Genomic DNA, 14,014 nt, shown 5'->3' with positions numbered 1-14,014 from the left:
GATATGCGGGAAAGGCGTGCGATTTTGGCGCCCTACCTGGCGGATCGGTCAGCTCAACGTTCGATTTTCTTCGCAAGGCATCCCGTTTCTTATCGTAGCGATAGCGTGTGTTGCCTATTCGTTCCCCAATATGTTGTGATTTTAGCAACATATCATGCTAGGATGGTTGCTCCAACCGCAAGAGTGCAAAGGACACGGACCATCATGCAGATTTCCAAACGCAACGGCACGACGGAGCCGTACGACGCTGGCAAGATCAAGCGCGCCATGGGCGCGGCGTTTCGTAGCGTGGGCAGCGCTTTGACCGATGGCGAGGCGGCGCGCCTTGTGGCGAACGTCGAACGCGCTATGGAGGCCGTTTCTTGCGACGGCGCCATTGCCGTTGAAGACGTGCAGGACTTGGTGGAGCGCGCTCTTATGGAGGCCAATTATTACCAAGAGCTGAAAAGCTACATCCTGTATCGCGAAGAGCGCACGCGCAAGCGGATGGCGCGCGAGAAGCTGTGCGCGCAGCTCGCGGGCGTTTCCGGCTTGGCCGACGCGCTTGCCGCCGCGCAAAAGGAGTTTCCCGAGGAGGAATACGAGCTTGCGCATTTGCAAGCGAAGTTCCAGTCGTTCGCGAAGCCCGAGGCTTCGGACGACCAGAAGCTTGCCATGCTCATCAAGGCGGCGGTGGAACTGACCACGCAGGAGGCTCCGCGGTGGGAGATGATCGCCGCGCGCCTGCTCATGCTTCAATTCGAGCGTGCGCTTGCCGAGCGCATGGCCGTGCGCCGCATTGACGGCTTCGCGCAAAAAGTCGCTTACCTTGCGGAAGAGGGCCTGTACGGCGACTATATTCTGCAAAGCTACACGCCAGCCGAGCTGGACGAAGCCGCGGCGTTCATCGACCTGCGCCGCAACGACCTGTTCACGTATGCAGGGTTGCAGCTGCTGCTTGATCGCTACGTCATTCGCACCCATCAAGGCGCGCCGCTCGAATCGCCGCAGGAGATGTTTTTGGGCATTGCGCTGCACCTGGCTATGAAGGAGCGCGTGGAGGATCGCATGCAGTGGGTGCGTCGGTTCTACGACATGCTGTCCACGCTCAAGGTGACCATGGCCACGCCCACGTTGTCGAACGCGCGCAAGCCGTTTCATCAGCTGTCGTCGTGCTTTATCGACACGGTGCCCGACAGTCTGGACGGCATCTATCGCAGCATCGACAACTTCGCGAAGGTGAGCAAGTACGGCGGCGGAATGGGCTTGTACTTCGGCAAGGTGCGCGCTTCTGGCAGCGCCATACGCGGGTTCGACGGTGCTGCCGGTGGCGTTATCCGGTGGATTCGCCTGGCTAACGACACTGCGGTGGCGGTCGATCAGCTGGGCATGCGCCAGGGCGCCGTGGCGGTGTACCTGGATGCGTGGCATCGCGATTTGCCCGAGTTTTTGAACCTGCGTACGAACAACGGCGATGATCGCATGAAGGCGCACGACGTGTTCCCGGCCGTGTGCTATCCCGACTACTTTTGGCAGCAGGCGCGCGATAACATCGAAGGCGACTGGTACCTCATGTGCCCGCACGAGATTCTTGCGGTGAAGGGCTACGCGCTGGAGGACTGTTTCGGCGAGGAATGGACGATCAAGTATCTGGAATGCGTGGCCGACGCGCGCATTAAGAAGCGGGTCATTCCCATCAAGGACGTCATCCGGCTGATCATCAAGAGCGCGGTGGAGACGGGGACGCCGTTCACGTTCAACCGCGATGCGGTGAACCGAGCGAACCCGAACAAGCATCGGGGCGTAATCTATTGCAGCAACCTGTGCACCGAAATCGCGCAGAACATGGAGGTCATCGAGCAGATCGAGCAGCGCATCGAGGACGTTGACGGCCAGCAGGTGGTGGTGACGGTAACGAAGCCCGGAGCGTTCGTGGTGTGCAACCTGGCAAGCTTGTCGCTGGGGCATATCGACATGGACGATGCGCATGAGCTGACGCAGATCACCGAGAGCGCGGTGCGCGCGCTGGACAACGTCATCGACCTCAACTTCTTCCCGGTGCCCTACGCGCAGATCAGCAACCGTCAGTACCGACCTGTGGGGCTGGGCGTGAGCGGTTATCACCATCTGCTGGCGAAAAGCGGCATCCGATGGGAAAGCGAGGAGCATTTGGCGTTCGCTGATCGCGTGTTCGGCGACGTACACTACGCCGCGGTGCGCGCCAGCTGCGCCATTGCGCAGGAAAAGGGCTCGTACGAGTTCTTCGAAGGGAGCGGTTGGCAGACGGGCGAGTATTTTCTCGACAGGGGCTTGACCGACGGGCGCTGGGCGGATCTTGCGCGCGACGTGGCCGAGCACGGTCTGCGCAACGGTTACCTTCTGGCTGTGGCGCCCACCAGTTCCACGAGCATCATTGCCGGCACCACGGCGGGGCTCGACCCGGTTATGAACCGCTACTTTCTGGAGGAGAAGAAAAACGGGCTCATGCCGCGCGTTGCGCCCGAGTTGTCGGTGGACACGTTCTGGTATTACAAGAACGCCCATCTTATCGATCAGACGTGGTCGGTGCGCGCGTGCGGCGCGCGTCAGCGCCATATCGACCAAGCGCAGAGCATGAACCTGTACATCACGAACGAGTACACGTTCCGCCGCGTGCTCGACCTGTATCTTCTGGCTTGGGAAGAGGGCGTGAAGACCATCTACTACGTGCGTTCGAAGAGCTTGGAAGTGGAAGAGTGCGAAGCGTGCTCGTCGTAGGTTGAACCTGAGGGACGGGGGCTTCTCGGCAACACCCAGTCGCTCGGCAGTCCTGCTCGCATGAAACGCCCACTGGGCGTTTCGGCTCGTGCGGAACTCGCTTGGTGGGTGCCGCCGAGAAGCCCCTGATCGTGGGTTGAACCTTCGTCACACGCTCGTACTGGCTTCTGAAGCCCTTTTTGTTTGTCCGCAATCGTTTTCTGAGAGGAAGCGCTTTTATGAACCAGTTGAAGAAGAAGCCCCTGTTCAACCCGCTGGGGGACACCGATGTGCTCGACCGGCGGATGATCGGCGGGAACACGACGAACCTCAACGACTTCAACAACATGAAGTACGAATGGGCCAGCGACTGGTACCGCCAGGCCATGAACAACTTCTGGATACCCGAAGAGATCAACCTTGGCGTGGACATCAAGGATTACCGCAAGCTGCCCGCACCTGAGCGGCGCGCTTACGACAAGATCCTGTCGTTTCTCATCTTCCTTGACAGCCTGCAATCGGCGAACCTGCCCAACGTGGGCGAGTACATCACCGCCAACGAGGTGAACCTGTGCCTGGCCATCCAAACGTTCCAGGAAACCGTGCACAGCCAAAGCTACAGCTACATGCTCGATACCATCTGCGAGCCGCAGGAGCGCAACGACGTGCTGTACCAGTGGAAGGAGGATGAGCATCTTCTGAGGCGCAATGAGTTCATCGGCGATTTGTACAACGAGTTCCAGGACGACAAGAGCCCCGAAGCGCTCGCGCGCGTGCTGGTGGCGAACTACATTTTGGAAGGGGTGTACTTCTACAGCGGCTTCATGTTCTTTTACAATCTGGGCCGCAACAACCTCATGCCGGGGTCGGTGCAGGAGATCCGCTACATCAACCGCGACGAGAACACGCACCTGTGGCTGTTCCGCAACATTTTGCTGGAACTCAAGGAAGAGGAGCCCGCGCTGTTCACGTCCGAGCTGATCGACGAGTACCGCGCCATGATCAAGGAGGGGTGCGAGCAGGAGATTCGCTGGGGTCATTACGCCATCGGCGACGATGTGGCCGGTCTTAACCGCCAGATGGTGACCGATTACATTCAGTACCTGGGCAACCTTCGCTGCGCTCAGCTGGGATTCGATCCCTTGTACGAAGGTCACGAGCGCGAGCCGGAGAGCATGTCGTGGGTGAGCCAATTCGCGAACGCGAACATGATCAAGACGGACTTCTTCGAGGCGCGCAGCACCGCCTATGCGAAGTCGAGCGCGCTGGTGGACGACCTGTAGGGATGGGGCTTGCCTGCGAGCCGTTCTTGACCGGTCGACGACCTCGCGGTTTGACGGCGCGGGTATACTGTCCCGTATGAAAACCAACGAATCGAAACGCGGCGTGCGGGACTTCTTGCTCAAACGGATGCTGTTCCTTCCGCTTGGGGCTGTCGCGCTGGCGATGACCGCGTATGCGCGGCAGCATCCCGACTGGACGGAGCAGGTGTACAGCCAGGCGGCGTATCCGGCGTTGTCGTCGGTCGTGGGGTTTCTGCCCTCGCTTGCGAGTTTTTCCGTGGCCGAGTGGGTCGTGGCGCTGTTCCTGCTGTTTTGCGCGGGCTATCTGGGCTTCTACGTTCGCAAGCTCGTCGTGGGCAAGGGGGAGCGGCTCATGGTGGCGTACCGCGCCGCGATGGGTGCTGCGGCCATCTGCTGCACGGTGTACTTCCTGTTCACGGCTTTGTGCGGGTTGAACTACTATCGGCACACCTTCGCCGAGCACGTTGGCTACGATGTGGAGGAAGCCGACGTCGATGCGGCGCAGCGCCAGGAAGAGCTTGTGACGCTTACCGCTTCGCTTGCTGACGAACTGGGACGAGCCCGGGCGCAGCTGGGCGACGACACGGACCTGTTCGACGCCCAGCCGGGCCAGTTCGAGCGCTATGCGCAGGAGTCGGTCGAGGCCATGCGCAAGCTTGCCGAGCGGTATCCCGTGCTGGAGCGGCCGCTGTACTCGCCGCCGAAGCCGGTGCTCGCTTCCAAGCTGCTGTCGTACGCGAACATCGGCGGCATGTTCTTCCCCTTCACAGCGGAGTCGAACATCAACGTGGACAATCCGTTTTTTACGATTCCCTGGACCATGGCGCACGAGCTGGCGCACCAGTGCGGATTCATGCGCGAGGACGAAGCGAACTTCATCGCGTATTTGGCGTGCAGGCAATCCGATGACGCGCTGATGCGCTACAGCGGCTGTCTGCTGGCGTACGATAACGCCTTGGGCGCGCTGCGCAAGGTCGATCCCGAACGGGCTTCGGAAATTGCAGCTGGCCTTGCGCCTGCGGTGCAGCGCGACCTTGTCCAGCGCGCCGAGCATTGGGCGAAGTACGAGGGTCCGGTCCAAAACGTTTCCAACACTGCCAACGACACGTATCTGAAGGCGAACAACCAGGTTGACGGCATGCGGAGCTACGGACGCATGGTGGATCTGCTTTTGGCCGAACGGCGAGCGGCGGGGCAGTAGCGCTCTTTTCGCGATAGACTTGTGCGGGAGGGGTCTGCGCGCGGGTGCGCGGACGTCTGCCTGCGGAATTCGCTTGCCGAATGGACGAAAGGAACGCGCATGATATATCGGACGAACTACGCTCGCCCCGAGTTCTGCGAAGTCACGCTTGCGAGCGACGGCGAGAGCATCGTCGGGCTGTGGATGGCGGGGCAGAAGTACTTCGGCGGCACCGTGGACGGCGAAATGGCTCCGAACGACGATTTGCCGGCATTCATGCAGGCGAAGGATTGGCTCGACCGGTACTTCGCTGGCGAGCAGCCTGCCATCGCGGAGCTGCCCTTGAAGCCGAGCGGCACCGCGTTTCGGCTGCGCGTCTGGCGCAAGCTTATGGAGATCCCCTACGGCTGCGTGCGCACGTACGGCGAGCTGGCGCGCGAGATCGCGCAGGAGGACGGCAAGGAGAAGCTGTCTTCTCAGGCGGTGGGCGGAGCTGTTGGGCACAACCCTATCTCCGTGATCATTCCGTGCCATCGCGTGGTGGGGTCGGACGGCAGCCTTACGGGGTACGCGGGCGGCATCGAGCGCAAAATCTGGCTGCTCGAACACGAGGGCGCGAGCATGGAGGGTCTTTACGTGCCGGCGTGCGGCACGGCGTTGTAGGGGCGCGGCGTTGCGGGATGGCGCAGGGCATCTTCCTTGCCGTTGCAAGAGATCGGAGGGCGCCCTTGTAGCTTTTCGCTCGACATTCCAAGATGACGAAAAGGCCGCTTGATGCGGCCTTTTCGCGGGAGGGTGCGGTGCTCCGCGTTGTCCAGACGGTCTAGATCTTGCTGATGACCGTGTCCTTCGCGCACGCTTCGCCGACCAGCTGGCCGAACGTCACGCAGCGGCCATGGCTGACGCCGGGGCAGTGCACGGGGTAGTCGTTGCCGAAGAAGTCGCCCTGCACGTTGCCGATGGCGAACAGGCCGTCGATCGGCTGGTCTTCCGCCGTGAGCACCTGGGAGTCGGCGTTCACATGCAGGCCGAACGGAATGGTCAGCGTGCTGCACACGTTCTTCGTTGCGTAGAACGGCGGGGTCTTGACCGGCGCGAGCCACTGCGCAGGCACGTCGAAGTCGATGTCCTCGCCGGTTTCGGCCATGCTGTTGTAGCGTTCCACGGTGGCCTTGAACGTGTCCGCCGGGATGTCGAGCTGCTTCGCCAGATCGTCGAGCGTGTCGGCCTTGACAAGCTTGCCGTTGCCCAGCCACTTTTCCATGACGGCGTCCAGGCCGTCGGTGAAGCGATCGAAACGCTCGGGCTGCTGCTGCATGACGTACGTCTCGTAGTCGCTGTCGAAGACGGACCAGGCGATGTTGCCGGGCGTGTTCATGCGGGCGTTGGTCAGCATGGGTTCGAAGGGCATCTCGGCACCGTAGCGCTCGCCGTTGGCGTTGACCGCAAGCCAGCTCATGATGAAGGACGTGAGGTTGAACTCAAGCGTGTCGAGCGTGAACTGGTGGATCATCGGTGCAGCGGGGCTTTTGGACATGGCCGCGCCCGCCCAGCATCCCATGAGGATGCCGTCGCCGTTGTTGAAGCCGGCAGGGGCGTACACGTTCGCGTCCGAGCGGTTCGAAATGGGGCAGAACACGTCCACCATCTCCTGGTTGCCGCCGATGTCGCCCGTGGCCAGGATGACGCCGTTCTTGGCGTTGTACTGCACGTGCTTGCCGTCTTTCGTGGTTGCGACAACGCCCGTGATGCCGCTTTGCGCATTGCCCACCAACTGCTCGGCGCGCGCCTCGAACACGAACTCGGCGCCGTTTTTCTTGGCGGATTCGTATACCAGCTCGCCCAACGTGATGTTGACGGGCTGTCCGTCGTCGCGCATGTCGTACGTCTCGCCGCCGCGCACGAACGACACGGCATCGGGGTAGACGCGCCAGTTGTCGGAAAGCTTGGACCAGTTGCCGTACTTGGCGGTGCCGGAAAGCGCGGGCACCATGCTCACGCCGCTTGCGGCGCCCAATTCCTCGATGTAATCGAACACCTTGCCGGAACGCGAGGCCCATACGTAGATGAGGTCGTAGTTCGTGGTCTGGTGGGACGCGTGGTGCAGGTAGCGCGTAGCCACGCGCGGATCCAGGTCGAAGCCGTTCGCCTTGTGGTACTTGCTGCCGATGTGGCCCACATCCACGCCGCGAATGGATATGGTGGTGTTGCGCTCGATGACCACCGTTTTCGCACCGTTTCGCGCCGCCGCTTCCGCAGCGTTGACGCCCGCAAGGCCGGCGCCCACGATGACCACGTCGAAGTCCTGCGTCTCGGCGATGTCGGCGATGGGCGCGGGAGCTACTTCCCACGTATGCTTCGCGCTTGCGCCGCCTTGAGCCGAGCCGCTTGCGTCAGCCGACGAATCGGCCGGAGCGGCGGGGCTGCACGCCGGCAGCGCAACGGCGGCCGCTGCTGCGGCGCCGGTGACGAGCGCGCCCTTCAAGAAGTTCCTGCGATTGATTTCCATGGAATTCCCCTTCCCTTTCAATCCCTCCCGCGATCCTCGCCGATGCGAAGAAGCGCGGCACGCGAGTTCGTTCGCGTGGCTTCAAGATGGGGGATAGGGGTTGCGCCGCGCAACGCCCGAATGCCCGTATTTTGGAATATCAGGCGACATCCGTGACGTTCGAGACGTGGTCACGTGATTCAGGTGATGCTGGATGATCGGGGGAAATGGCGCGGTCGATAAACTCTTGACGATTGTGGACGTCTGCTTTCTGGTAGATATGGCGCACGTGGGTTCCCACCGTGTTCTCGGATATGCTCAAGCAGTCGGCGATCCAGGGCTGGGTGCGACCGGCGGCCAGAAGCGACGCGATGTCGCGCTCGCGCGCGGTGAGCCCGATGCGGTCGAACCATGCGGCCAGGCGTTCTTCCTGCCCGATTCCTTCTTGATTGGCCGACCCTGCGCGTGCGGTGTAGCCGAACAGCATCCAGATATCCTCGCTGCTGAGCAGCAGCACGGTTGCGATGACCACCAAATAGCCGATGGCCGTGGTTTTTTGGAAGACGAACGCGTGCATGGATTGGTCGTTGCCCACCAAAAGGATGCCCGCAAGGGCCCCCACGACGTAGCAGACGACCGCGAGCAATCGCACGGCGGCGATGGTTTTGAGCGGGTCGCGCGACTGCGTGTGGGCAATCTGAGAGAAAACGACCCATACTAGCAGGTCGAAGGCGGTGTAGCCGCTGATGATGACCGCTCCGGCAATCCAAAACAATTCGGACCCGAACAGAAACGACATCATCATGAATCCGGCGATCATCGCCAGCAGCCCTACGCGGTAAACGGCGCTCGCTCGCTGCGGGGCGATGCAGACGATGCCGAACATGAGGATGGCTGCTATGCCGCGGGCAACCTGCACGATCACGCCGCCGGGCGACCCGTTGCTGGCGATGGACGAGAACGAAACGAGGTGCTGCAAGTATCCGAAGCTGGTCAGCACGAGCGCTGCGGCGCATAGGAGCATCATCGAGATTCCCAGGTGGGTTTTCAGGTGGGCTCGCGCGCCGCGCTTCGCGGGAACCGAGCTTTCGGCGGTTCGGCGGTAAGTTCGCTGGTCGGGTGGTACCGCGGTGAATATCAGGCCCGATATAAGGGGCAGCAGCGAGAAGAACACCGCAGACGCTTCCGGGATCATGAAGAGCATGGGCGTGTCGATGACGACTGCGCACGCGAACGCGCCGGCGACGTAGGGCGTGGCGGTGCGAGCCCCGTCCTGGCAGTACGCGGCGCCCCATCCGATCTGGAACACGGCCACGAATGCCGCGACGAGCGCGCTTCCGATAACGAGCGGCATCCAGCCGAACCCGAAGCCCGAAAGCGTAAGCAGCAAAGACCCCGTAGTTCCCAGCACCGCCGCGATCAACGGCAGGCGCTTTCCGGCGATGAGCTTGTTGACGGTGCCTGGCTTTTTGAGGGCGGCTGCATATCCGAGGGCGCTGAAGCCGAACACGGCCACGGCGGCCAGCTCGGCCGTGAGCCCTTTCGTGTCGGGCGCCGTGAAGAACGCGCTCATGAACAGCGCGTCGAGCCACGCCCAAAGAAACGCCGATCCGACGATGATTTTGATGCCCGATGCTCCGTGAACCCTGTCGATGAGCGCCATCCGATCCCCTTCCCCTTGCGGGGGATTATAGCAGTTGGGTCTATAATGGCCGCATGATGCCGCAGAGAAGGGTCCGTATATGATCGTGTTCGTTTGCTTTGTTGCGATTGTCGCGCTGTTCGCAGTCGTATTGACGGTGAATGCCGTAAGGCTCAGGCCGACGCCCGTTTCCGATCCTTTGCCGCAGAGTCAGGCTATGGGATCGGACGAGGCTGTCGAGCGTTTTCGCGAAATGCTTCGCAGCGCTACCGTGTGGGGTGCGGGCAACCCCGAGGCCGACCACAGCGCTTTCGACGAGTTCGTGCCCAAGCTGCGCCGATTGTATCCGCGCGTGTTCGCGTCTTTGGATCTTGAGATGATCGACGGGTACGGCATCTCGCTTCTATGGAAGGGCGCGGACCGCGCGCTTGCCCCGGTGGTGCTCATGGCGCACCATGACGTGGTGGAGGCCGACCCGCATGGGTGGTCGCATGATCCGTTCGCCGCCGACATTGCGGACGGGAAGATCTATGCGCGCGGCGCGGTAGACACGAAGTGCATCTGGGCGGCTCTCATGGAAGCTGCCGAGTGTTTGCTGGAGGAGGGATACGTTCCTCCTCGCGACATCTACTTCTTCTCGTCGAACACCGAAGAGGACGGCGGCGATACGGCTCCCCACATGGTCGATCACCTCAAGGCCATCGGACGAATTCCTTACCTGGTCCTGGACGAGGGCGGCGCGCTTATCGACAACCCTCCTTTGGGTGTGACCGGGCAGTTCGCCGTCGTGGGCGTGGCGGAGAAGGGCATTTTCAACGCGCGCGTCACCACGAGTTCCGAAGGGGGCCACGCGGCTACTCCTTCGCTTGAAGACGCCGCGGCGAAGCTGGTGGCAGGGTTGGACGGTTTGCAGAAGAACCCGCCGGCCTCCGCGCTGTCTGCTCCGGTGGCGGCAATGCTTCGCGAATTGGCCGCGCACGGTGGTTTCGCGCTGCGCTTGGTGTTCGGCAATTTATGGCTGTTTCGTCCCTTGGTCGTGCGCGTCATGCAGCGCGACCCCGAAACGGCGGCTATGGTGCGCACCACGTATGCGCTCACGCAGCTTGAAGGGTCGAAGGCCCACAATGTGATTTCCAAGCAGGCGAAAGCCACGGTGAACGTACGCGTGGATCCGAGCGAAACGGTGGGGGATGCGCTCGCTCGCATCAAGGCTCGTTTTGACGATCGTACTGCGTACGACCTGTTCGAAGTGAGCGAACCTTCGCCGGTGTCTCCGTTCGAGGACGATCCTGCGTTCGCTTATGTGAAGCGCGTGATTCGCTCCGTATACCCCGATGCCGGCATTGTCCCGTATGTCCAGACCAGCTGCAGCGACGCGCGTCATTTTGCCCGCGTATGCCCGCGCACGTACCGGTTCGCGGGCATCTTGTTCAAGGGCGATCAGCGCACGCGCATTCACGGGCAAGACGAGAATTTGGACGTGGACGCGTTCAAGCGCGGAGTGGGGTTCTACATCGAGTTCATTCGGCATTTGGATAAGCTGGGGAAATGAGGAAGCATGGCTGAGGCGGGATCGAGCGAGGGAAAATTCTTCTACGGCTGGTGGATTGTGGCGGGCGGCCTGCTGATCATGGCAACGTGCTACACGGTGTTCGTGAACTGCATCCCGTTGTTCCAGACGCATATCGTGCGCGACCTAGGGTTGACGGTGGGGCAGTTCAACACGGGCGTTTCCATCACCACGGTGGTTGCGGTGTTCGCGTCGCTGGTGATCGGGCGGCTGACCGATACGTGCTCGGCGCGCGTGCTGGGCGCGGTGACGGTGCTGACCAGCTCTCTTGTGCTGGTGGGGCTTTCGTTCATTACGGCTGCTTGGCAACTGTACGCGCTGTGCGTGGTGGCTGGCATGGTGGTGGTCGCCGGTACGCGCTTGCTGGTTTCGGTGGTCATCTCGAACTGGTTCACGCTCAAGCGCGGCCTGGCAGTGTCCATTGCGCTTTCAGGATCGGGCCTTGGCGGAGTCGTGCTCTCCCCGGCCACGAGCGCCATGATCGAGGCGTCGGGCTGGCGCGCGGCGTTTCTGCTGCTGGCTGCGGTGTGCCTGGTGGCGGCGTTGCCGCTTGTGCTGGCAACGTTCAGCACGCGCCCCAGCGACAAGGGCATGGTCCCTTACGGCGCGGGCCAGGTCGAGCAGGTGAAGGAAGATCGCTCGCCCGACGTTCCCGTTAACGTTTCGGTGGGATGGAAGACCTTGCGCTCGAGCTCGGCGTTCTGGTTGCTGGTGATCGGGTTCGTGGCCATGGGCATCACGAACGGCTGCATCATCACGAACTCCATTGCGAACATGACGAGTGTGACCGTAGGGGGCACCGAAGTGGTCACCGGCGGCCATTCGACCCTGTGGGCCGGCAGCGTATGGTCATTCTACCTGGCGGTGGTCATCGTGGCGAAGGTGGCGCTCGGCGCCATCTACGATCGATGGGGCATGCGCACGGGTACGATCCTCGGCACGATCACGTCGGTTTTGGCCGGCGTCATGCTGTTGTTTCCCGCTACCGACTGGGGCCCGATTTTGGCCTGTTTGTTCTTCGGGTTCGCCACCTGCATGGGCACGGTGGCGCCGCCTATCATGGTGGTGAAGGAGTACGGCAAGAAGGATCTTGGCACGGTGACGGGCATTGTCACGGCGTTCGAGCTTTTGGGCGCCGCAGTGGGAGCGGTGGCGTCGGGCGTGATGTTCGACGTCTACCTATCGTTCGCGCCGGTGTGGATCATGGTCATCGTGGCGAGCGTCGTCATGGGCGCGGCGCTGCTGGCGTCCATTCCTGCAGCGAAGCGGCTGGTGGCCCGGCGACGTGCCGAGGGCGCGCCCCAGCTGGATGCCGAAGGATTCGAGATCTTGCCGGAAGGGGTTCTTGACTAAAACCTATAAAGAAAGTAGGATTTACTGCGACACAAGGGAAGCCCGGGGTTGAGGCCGATTGTCGGCCGGGAGCTTGCCGGGCGCAGATGAGAAAGCAGGCGAGGTATGACGGTTTACAAGAGCGTGTCGGAGCTGATCGGCGCTACGCCGCTGGTGGAGCTGACGAATTACGAGCGCAACCACAACCTGAAGGCGAAGATCGTCGGCAAGGTTGAATCGTTCAATCCGGGCGGGTCGGTGAAGGACCGCATCGCGAAGGCCATGATCGACCAGGCGTTGGCCGATGGGCTTATCGACCAGGACACCGTGCTCATCGAGCCCACGTCGGGAAACACCGGCATCGGTTTGGCTGCTATCGCCGCTGCGCGCGGCATGCGCCTTATCATCACCATGCCGGAAACGATGTCGGTCGAGCGCCGCAACCTCATGAAGGCATACGGTGCGGAACTCGTGTTGACCGAGGGCGCGCAGGGCATGAAGGGCGCCATCGCGCGCGCCGACGAGCTGGCGGCCGAGATTCCCAACTCGTTCATTCCCGGCCAGTTCGTGAATCCGGCGAACCCGGCGGTGCACGAGGCCACCACGGGGCCGGAAATCTGGGAAGCTGCCGGCGGCGATGTGGACATCTTCGTGGCGGGCGTGGGCACGGGCGGCACGGTGAGCGGCACGGGCGCGTACCTGAAGCGCATGAACCCGAACGTTCGGGTAGTTGCCGTGGAGCCCGCGACTTCGCCGGTGCTGTCCGAGGGACGCGCGGGCGCGCACAAGATCCAGGGCATCGGCGCGGGCTTCGTGCCCGACACGCTGAACACCGACGTGTACGACGAGGTCATCGCCGTGGCCGACGAGGACGCTTTCGCGGCCGGGCGCGAACTGGCGGCGAAGGAAGGCCTGCTCGTGGGCATTTCTTCGGGCGCGGCCGTGGCCGCTGCCACCGAGCTGGCGCGTCGTCCGGAAAACGAGGGGAAGACTATCGTGGTGATCCTTCCCGATACGGGCGAGCGTTACCTCTCGACGGCGATGTTCGACTTCTAACGTTCGGGGACGATGCAACAAGAAGGGTCCGTCGCAGGTTCGAACGACCTGCGGCGGACTTTTTTGCTGCAAGATGCATTGTCGCCCGAAACGGACGGAATCGAGCCGAAAACCGTACGTTTCGGGCGACAATATCATTTTGCGGTAGCGAATTGCACCCGAGTTGCTATGCGGGTTGGTACATGGTCGGGCTTGGGCGCAACATGGGGCGGGCGGACGGGCGGTGCCGGCATTGGCTCGGCGTCTTTCGTCGCGAGTCGTCGCACGCGGGGCTGCCCGCGGTCGCCGCGTCGCGCGTGGTACACTGCGTGCGACGGCATTCCTGAGAGAAAGGTTCGCGATGATCGATCACACAAGCGTGAAAGTGAAGGACGTCGAAGGCGCCAAGGCGTTCTACACGGCGGCGCTGGCGCCGCTCGGCTACGTGCGGGGCATCGAGTATCCCGGCGGCCTGCAGCTGCACGTGGAGGGCGAGCCGGGCGACGTGTGGGTGGCTCCGCTGTCCGAAGGCGCCGAGCCTGTCCCCGCGCACGTTGCCCTTCTTGCGAAGAACGCCGACCAGGTGAGGGCTTTCTACGAGGCGGCGCTTGCCGCTGGCGGCACCGATAACGGTGCGCCCGGTCTCCGCGACTATCATCCCGGCTACTATGCGGCGTTCGTCCTCGATGCCGAGGGCAACAACATCGAAGCCGTGATCCACGACTACGCCGAGTAGCGGTACGCAAAG

Annotated in this window: 10 protein-coding genes; 8 read left to right on the top strand and 2 right to left on the bottom strand. The window is 62.4% G+C overall.

Features of this window, described 5'->3' with window-relative positions; all coding sequences use genetic code 11:
* Window positions 1-204: 204 nt before the first annotated feature.
* The 4 genes from DMP08_RS05810 (at window position 205) to DMP08_RS05795 (ending at window position 5,862) form a co-directional block, all read left to right on the top strand.
* Window positions 205-2,736: a ribonucleoside-diphosphate reductase subunit alpha gene (locus tag DMP08_RS05810; protein ID WP_123192013.1), complete on the top strand. Its 2,532-nt coding sequence runs from the start codon at window positions 205-207 to the stop codon at window positions 2,734-2,736.
* Window positions 2,737-2,954: 218 nt separating this feature from the next.
* A complete protein-coding gene (locus DMP08_RS05805; protein ID WP_123192012.1) occupies window positions 2,955-3,998 on the top strand; it encodes a ribonucleotide-diphosphate reductase subunit beta in 1,044 nt (347 codons plus the stop codon).
* A gap of 76 nt (window positions 3,999-4,074) precedes the next feature.
* Window positions 4,075-5,220 carry a DUF3810 domain-containing protein gene (locus DMP08_RS05800; RefSeq protein WP_123192011.1) on the top strand — a complete coding sequence of 382 codons (1,146 nt, stop codon included), beginning with the start codon at window positions 4,075-4,077 and terminating at the stop codon, window positions 5,218-5,220.
* A gap of 99 nt (window positions 5,221-5,319) precedes the next feature.
* The gene (locus DMP08_RS05795) at window positions 5,320-5,862 is read left to right on the top strand and encodes a methylated-DNA--[protein]-cysteine S-methyltransferase (protein WP_123192010.1); all 543 of its coding nucleotides are present in this window, start codon (window positions 5,320-5,322) and stop codon (window positions 5,860-5,862) included.
* A gap of 160 nt (window positions 5,863-6,022) precedes the next feature.
* Here the strand turns inward: DMP08_RS05795 and DMP08_RS05790 are convergent, their stop codons facing one another.
* Window positions 6,023-7,708, bottom strand: coding sequence for an FAD-dependent oxidoreductase (locus tag DMP08_RS05790; RefSeq protein WP_123192009.1), 1,686 nt, complete (start codon window positions 7,706-7,708; stop codon window positions 6,023-6,025).
* Window positions 7,709-7,847: 139 nt separating this feature from the next.
* Window positions 7,848-9,350: a helix-turn-helix transcriptional regulator gene (locus tag DMP08_RS05785; RefSeq protein ID WP_123192008.1), complete on the bottom strand. Its 1,503-nt coding sequence runs from the start codon at window positions 9,348-9,350 to the stop codon at window positions 7,848-7,850.
* A gap of 79 nt (window positions 9,351-9,429) precedes the next feature.
* Between DMP08_RS05785 and DMP08_RS05780 the strand changes: the two genes are divergently transcribed.
* The 4 genes from DMP08_RS05780 to DMP08_RS05765 all read left to right on the top strand — a co-directional run bounded on the left by DMP08_RS05780 (window position 9,430) and on the right by DMP08_RS05765 (window position 14,002).
* The gene (locus tag DMP08_RS05780; RefSeq protein ID WP_123192007.1) at window positions 9,430-10,881 is read left to right on the top strand and encodes a M20/M25/M40 family metallo-hydrolase; all 1,452 of its coding nucleotides are present in this window, start codon (window positions 9,430-9,432) and stop codon (window positions 10,879-10,881) included.
* A 6-nt stretch (window positions 10,882-10,887) separates the two neighbouring features.
* Window positions 10,888-12,252 (top strand): MFS transporter, encoded by a 1,365-nt coding sequence (locus tag DMP08_RS05775; protein WP_123192006.1) that lies wholly within the window; start codon window positions 10,888-10,890, stop codon window positions 12,250-12,252.
* A gap of 105 nt (window positions 12,253-12,357) precedes the next feature.
* Window positions 12,358-13,287 (top strand): cysteine synthase A, encoded by a 930-nt coding sequence (gene cysK / locus DMP08_RS05770; protein WP_123192005.1) that lies wholly within the window; start codon window positions 12,358-12,360, stop codon window positions 13,285-13,287.
* A gap of 340 nt (window positions 13,288-13,627) precedes the next feature.
* On the top strand, window positions 13,628-14,002 hold the full coding sequence (locus tag DMP08_RS05765) for a VOC family protein (RefSeq protein WP_123192004.1): 375 nt from the start codon (window positions 13,628-13,630) through the stop codon (window positions 14,000-14,002).
* Window positions 14,003-14,014: the final 12 nt, after the last annotated feature.

The sequence above is a fragment of the Paraeggerthella hongkongensis genome, assembly GCF_003726035.1.
GTDB classification, from domain to species: Bacteria; Actinomycetota; Coriobacteriia; order Coriobacteriales; family Eggerthellaceae; genus Paraeggerthella; species Paraeggerthella hongkongensis.
This window is presented reverse-complemented; position numbering and strand designations above follow the sequence as displayed.

Excerpts from the sequence above, each read along its gene's own strand:
- DMP08_RS05810 (WP_123192013.1), top strand. The coding sequence starts at position 205 with ATGCAGATTTCCAAACGCAACGGCACGACGGAGCCGTACGACGCTGGC.
- DMP08_RS05805 (WP_123192012.1), top strand. The coding sequence starts at position 2,955 with ATGAACCAGTTGAAGAAGAAGCCCCTGTTCAACCCGCTGGGGGACACC.
- DMP08_RS05800 (WP_123192011.1), top strand. The coding sequence starts at position 4,075 with ATGAAAACCAACGAATCGAAACGCGGCGTGCGGGACTTCTTGCTCAAA.
- DMP08_RS05795 (WP_123192010.1), top strand. The coding sequence starts at position 5,320 with ATGATATATCGGACGAACTACGCTCGCCCCGAGTTCTGCGAAGTCACG.
- DMP08_RS05790 (WP_123192009.1), bottom strand. The coding sequence starts at position 7,708 with ATGGAAATCAATCGCAGGAACTTCTTGAAGGGCGCGCTCGTCACCGGC.
- DMP08_RS05785 (WP_123192008.1), bottom strand. The coding sequence starts at position 9,350 with ATGGCGCTCATCGACAGGGTTCACGGAGCATCGGGCATCAAAATCATC.
- DMP08_RS05780 (WP_123192007.1), top strand. The coding sequence starts at position 9,430 with ATGATCGTGTTCGTTTGCTTTGTTGCGATTGTCGCGCTGTTCGCAGTC.
- DMP08_RS05775 (WP_123192006.1), top strand. The coding sequence starts at position 10,888 with ATGGCTGAGGCGGGATCGAGCGAGGGAAAATTCTTCTACGGCTGGTGG.
- cysK (WP_123192005.1), top strand. The coding sequence starts at position 12,358 with ATGACGGTTTACAAGAGCGTGTCGGAGCTGATCGGCGCTACGCCGCTG.
- DMP08_RS05765 (WP_123192004.1), top strand. The coding sequence starts at position 13,628 with ATGATCGATCACACAAGCGTGAAAGTGAAGGACGTCGAAGGCGCCAAG.